The organism is Frankia sp. CeRuru1, from assembly GCF_977966315.1.
Map to the genome: position 1 here is coordinate 1 of NZ_CDWWEW010000383.1, position 4834 is coordinate 4834.

The 4834-nt window shown below is 68.0% G+C and carries 6 protein-coding genes; 2 read left to right on the forward strand and 4 right to left on the reverse strand.

What is annotated here, in order from left to right; genetic code table 11:
* A partial coding sequence (locus tag AC08OP_RS20870; RefSeq protein ID WP_476615727.1) for a hypothetical protein occupies window positions 1–198 on the forward strand: 198 nt, incomplete at its 5' end.
* Between the two features lie 59 nt (window positions 199–257).
* On the opposite strand, the gene AC08OP_RS20875 is transcribed toward AC08OP_RS20870, so the two are convergent.
* Complete coding sequence (locus tag AC08OP_RS20875) at window positions 258–635, reverse strand: winged helix-turn-helix transcriptional regulator (RefSeq protein ID WP_476615728.1); 378 nt, start codon at window positions 633–635, stop codon at window positions 258–260.
* A gap of 104 nt (window positions 636–739) precedes the next feature.
* Here AC08OP_RS20875 and AC08OP_RS20880 point away from each other — a divergent pair, with 104 nt between their 5' ends.
* Window positions 740–1390 carry an NAD(P)-dependent oxidoreductase gene (locus tag AC08OP_RS20880; protein WP_476615729.1) on the forward strand — a complete coding sequence of 217 codons (651 nt, stop codon included), beginning with the start codon at window positions 740–742 and terminating at the stop codon, window positions 1388–1390.
* A 137-nt stretch (window positions 1391–1527) separates the two neighbouring features.
* Here AC08OP_RS20880 and AC08OP_RS20885 read toward each other — a convergent pair whose 3' ends face one another.
* From AC08OP_RS20885 to AC08OP_RS20895, 3 genes are all read right to left on the reverse strand, one after another.
* On the reverse strand, window positions 1528–3003 hold the full coding sequence (locus AC08OP_RS20885) for an MFS transporter (RefSeq protein WP_476615730.1): 1476 nt from the start codon (window positions 3001–3003) through the stop codon (window positions 1528–1530).
* A gap of 131 nt (window positions 3004–3134) precedes the next feature.
* A complete protein-coding gene (locus AC08OP_RS20890; protein ID WP_476615731.1) occupies window positions 3135–3824 on the reverse strand; it encodes an NAD(P)-dependent oxidoreductase in 690 nt (229 codons plus the stop codon).
* Window positions 3825–4025: 201 nt separating this feature from the next.
* The coding region (locus tag AC08OP_RS20895) for a Gfo/Idh/MocA family protein (RefSeq protein WP_476615732.1) at window positions 4026–4834 on the reverse strand (809 nt) is incomplete at its 5' end.

Genomic DNA, 4834 nt, shown 5'->3' on the forward strand with positions numbered 1-4834 from the left:
CCAGGGAAATCAGCTCCCGCTCCTCGATGGTCAACTGCTCCCGCCGGCCCATCCACCATCCAGTCCCTCGACGCCAACACGATCATCCTATCGAGGCGTCGCTACAACCGTTTGACCCCGCCCGGCTACAACTTCCTCGGGTTCCTCTGCCTGGCTGCCGCGATCACCTGCTGGAAGAAGCTCCCACGCTCGACGTGAGACACGCTCTAACCCGCCGGACGCGCCCTCGGACCTCCTCGCCCTCGCCCTCGTCGCGCTCAGCGGTGACGCCGCTCGTATTCCTCCCGTGCCTCCACGAGCTCCGGCAGGTGCGCCTCCGTCCAGCCGCACCAGGCGCGCAGGGGCTCCAGCAGGGTGCGACCCAGTTCGGTCAGCTCGTACTCGACGCGAGGTGGCACCCCGGGATAGGCCGTCCGCAGAACCATCCCGTCCCGTTCCATGGATCGCAACGACTCGGCGAGCACCTTCGGGGTCACACTCACCAGCACGCTCTGCAGCTCGGTGAACCGCCGACGGCCGTCCTTCAGGCACATGAGGATCTTTGGTGCCCACTTGTTGCTCATCCGCATCGGCAACGTGACCGGGCTACAGTCCGAGAACATGCCCGGATCGAGGGGCTCGACGACATCGCACATGGTTCAAGAGTACCGCGCTATCTTTGCAGTAACTGAGGCATCGACTGCTAGCCTTCGGCGCGGCTGGAGAGCATACGCCACTTCCTGGAAGTGAAAGGTGCGCGATGAGCAGTATTGTCGTTTTCGGAGCCGGGGGAAATGCAGGGCGACGGGTCGTCGCCGAAGCCGTTTCACGCGGTCATTCGGTTACCGCGGTCGTGCGTGACCCGAAGAAGTATGAAGATCTCGCCACGATCGCGACGAAGGTCGTCCAGGGTGATGTGACCGACAGCGACAGCGTCGCCTCGGTGTCCGCCGGGCACGATGCCGTGATCTCCACGGTGTTCCGGGCCGATGTTCCGGCCGACGAGTTCTACGGCGACGCCGCGCGCGCCCTGGTGGCGGGCCTGGCCAAGGTCGGAGTGGCCAGGCTGGTGGCGGTCGGCGTCGGCAGCACCCTGGAGGTGTCGCCGGGCGTCGCTGTGCACGACACGCCCGGCTTCCCGGAGGCCGGCCGGAACTTCTCGGTCGGCCACGCCGTCGAGCTTGGGATCTTCCAGGAGAGTGACAGCCGGTTCGACTGGGTGATTCTCACCCCGCCACCGGCCGTCCTCGACGCCGGGGCGGAGCGTACCGGCAAGTACCGCATCGGCGGCATCCAGGTACTTCCCGCCGAAGAGGGCACGCCGGCTTTCTCCTACGCGGATCTGGCGGTCGCCCTGGTCGATGAGGTCGAGAGCCCCCGCTACCATCGCGAGCTGGTCGCTGTCGGCTGAACCAGGCGCGTGAGCGGCGGTCGCCACCGGAACGGGGCGACCGCCGCTCACGCACTGCTCCGTTGCCGGCGGCTTCCTGATGGTGCGGTCCGATGTTCCTGGTAGTGCGGTCCGAACTGTTCCCGGCCGAGCCCGGATCAGGCGGGTGTCTCGGCGACTTCCTCCTTTGGTCGCAGATCGACCCGGATGGCCACCGCGGCGATGACAGCGCCCACTCCCGCCACGGCGGCGCTCACCACCGACGACGCGGCGAAGCCGTGGACCGCGGCATGCAGCCCGGAACGCACACCGCTGTGGCTCGTCAGGTAGGACGACGCGACGCCGATAGAGATGGTGTTGAGGAGCGCGGCGCCGATGGAGGCGCCCGCCTGCTGCGCGGTGTTGACGACGGCGGACACGATGCTCTGGTCCCGGGTCTCGTTCACGGCCACCACCGCCGAGATGGCCGGGACAGTGACGGTGCCGACGCCGACACCGAAGAGCACCAGGGAGGGCAGCAGATCCACATAGGACGAGTCGGGGCTGAGCTGGGCCAGCCAAAGCAGGGCGATCGCGAAGATGGTCAGCCCGCCGCAGATCGCGAGCCCGGGTCGCACCCGGGTGACCAGCCGGCGTGAGACCTGGGTGGTGTAGAGGACCGCCGTCCCGACGTAACTGATGAAGGCGAGCCCGGCCCGGAGCGGCGAATAGTGCATGACGACCTGGAACTGGTAGGTCATGCCCAGGAGCATTCCGTAGGTGCAGAAGGCAGAGATCATGAAGGCGAGGAAAGAGAACCCGCTGCTGGGCTTCGTCAGGACGCGCAGGGGCAGCAGCGGCGTACGCGATCTCGTCTGAATGACGAGGAACGCTCCCAGGAGAACGACGCCGGCGGCGAGGGACCCGATGATGGTCGGCGAGCTCCAGCCGCGGCTGCCGGCCTCCCCGAGACCGTAGACGAGCGCGACCATTCCCGCCACGGCGGTGACCGCCCCCGGTACGTCGAGCCGCTCGCCTGGTTGGGGCGGGGTCGCCGGCACCACGCGCATGCCGCCGAGCAGCACGGCTATGGCGACCGGCACGTTGACGTAGAGGCACCACCGCCACCCCAGATAGGTCGTGAGAATTCCCCCGAGGACCAGCCCGAGCGCGGCCCCGGTCATCATGGTCGCCGTGTAGATACTCAGCGCCTTCGTCCGCTCACGCGTGTCCTGGAAGGTGACCGCCACCAACGACAGCGTGGAGGGGGCGATCAGGGCCGCGAAGGTGCCCTGCAGGGCACGGGCGAGGATGAGCATCTCGGCGTTCGCCGCCGCTCCGCCCAGCGCGGACGAGAGCGCGAAGCCGAGCACGCCGATCAGCATCGCCCGCTTGCGGCCGATGAGATCCCCGATCCGACCGCCCAGCAGGAGCAGGCTTCCGAAAGCCAGGGTGTAGGCGGTGAGGACCCACTGCCGCCCAGCGTTGCTCAGATCGACCGACTGCTGCGCCGACGGCATCGCGACCGACACGATCGTCGAGTCCAGCGTGATCATTAGTTGGGCCGCCGAGATCAGGGCGAGCGCGAGCATCCGGCCCGCCCGCGGCATTTCGGTGACAGCCGTGGGCGCAACGGCCTCTTGAGTATCCGTCATGCTCGCTTTCCTTGGAGTTCAGAAGGCGTGACGCGACCCCGCGTCGCGACGCGGGGTCGCGTCACGCCGGACGTCCTCACGACACCGCGGGTGTGGGAACCAGACTCCGCCAGGGCGCGCGCGGCGTCCGCTCAGTGCGACACTCCGACGAGCTCCCGGTGGTGGCGGGGGGCCAGCGCCTCGTCGACCAGGGCCACCGCGAGATCGGTGAAGGTGAACAACGGGCCCTTCGCGTTGTACGGGAAATCGAAGCGCGGACCGTCACCATTGTCGTAGGGCAGCAGCCGCGTTCCGGTGAACTGGTAGCGGCCGGTCCTCGGAGTCTCGTTGTCGAGCGGGCTAGGGGGTGCTACGACGACCACCCAGTCGAGGTCGCCACCGGACTCGCGCAGAATGTTCAGCTCCAGCGCCCGCCCGTCGTTGAACGGGAGATAGTCCGGTGGGAACTCGGGCTGATCCATGAACCGAACTCCGGGTGAACTTTCCAGCAGGGTTCCGATACCGAGCACAACCAGCCGGGGCACTCCAGCCTGCCCCAGGTCTTCGATGAGCGCGCGGGCGATCGCACTGTAGTACTCATCGGCCGGAACGTCGCTCCGATAGAGCGTGGCTACCGCTGCCCGGTGCCCTTCGGCCACTGCCGCGACGCTTTTCGGATCGGTCACGTCCCCGACGACGATCCGCACGTTCTCGCTGGCCAGATCCGCGTGCCGAACTGGATCCCGGACGACGGCGGTGACATTCTCACCGCGACTCACGGCCTCTGCCACCACACGTCGGCCGGCGCGCCCGCCCGCACCGAAAACAACAATATCGCTCATGAGTAAACCTCCGCTGACGGTATGAATCGACGGTATAAAGCGGCGACTCCGGCCCACGGCGGATGCTAACAGCGTGCGAGCTGGTTACTTCAACGATAGTGAGCGGTGAACACGGCCGCATCGCCGTGCGTTCTGGATCGCTGGATCCGCGGGCGTGTCGCTCCCGGGTCGGGCGCCGGCGGCCCGTCAAGCTGGAAGGGATCAACCCACGACTTGGCGTCGCCCCGAGGTCGCGGCGAGTTCGATCGTGTCCAGCAACTGATGGACCCGCAGCCCGCTCGCGAAGTCGGGCTCGACCGGGCCGCCGGAGCGAATGGCCTCGGCGAGGTCGCCGTAGACCTGGCGTACGTTGCGGACCGCCACCGGTTCGTCCGGCGGGGCGTGCAGGTACCTCGACGGGAGCGGGATCGGCCGCAGCCGGGCCTGTGACTGGCTCCCATAGAGGGTGAGATCAGGCCCGACGAGCGAGTCGTCCGCAGCCACCATGAGCAGCCGCCCGGCGGTGCCGTGAACCTCGAAGCGGTACCCCGAGCCCGCCGGGCTTCCGGTGGTGATGTGCACCGAGGCCGCGGCGCCCGAGGTCAGGCTGCCGGTGACCACGATCTGGTCCGGTGTCGAGAGGGGAAGACGCTCACCGGTCTCGGCGATGACCGCGACGGGCAGCCGGGCCGCGAGAGTGGCGGAAAGCTCCGCGAAACCACCGACGACCTGAGGGAACAGGTCCAGCGCGTGGCCGCCGACGACGACAAGGCGGCTGAGGTTGGGTGTTCCGATCATCGGTGCGTGGCTTTTCGGCCAGGTCGGCGGGGTGGACAGCGAGTACGTGAGGGAGGCCGACAGAATGTCGCCGGCCCAGCCCTCCGCGATGAGATCGCGAAGGTGCCGGATCGCTGGATGGTGCCGAGTCTGCAACCCGACGGCGTGCCGGACACCGGCCGCCGTGGCGTTTGTGAGGAAACGGCCGGCATCGGCGCTGCCCGCCGCCAGCGGCCATTCGCAGTAAACGTGTT

Coding starts and splice junctions, on each gene's coding strand:
- AC08OP_RS20885 (WP_476615730.1), bottom strand. CDS start 3,003: ATGACGGATACTCAAGAGGCCGTTGCGCCCACGGCTGTCACCGAAATG.
- AC08OP_RS20890 (WP_476615731.1), bottom strand. CDS start 3,824: ATGAGCGATATTGTTGTTTTCGGTGCGGGCGGGCGCGCCGGCCGACGT.
- AC08OP_RS20880 (WP_476615729.1), top strand. CDS start 740: ATGAGCAGTATTGTCGTTTTCGGAGCCGGGGGAAATGCAGGGCGACGG.
- AC08OP_RS20875 (WP_476615728.1), bottom strand. CDS start 635: ATGTGCGATGTCGTCGAGCCCCTCGATCCGGGCATGTTCTCGGACTGT.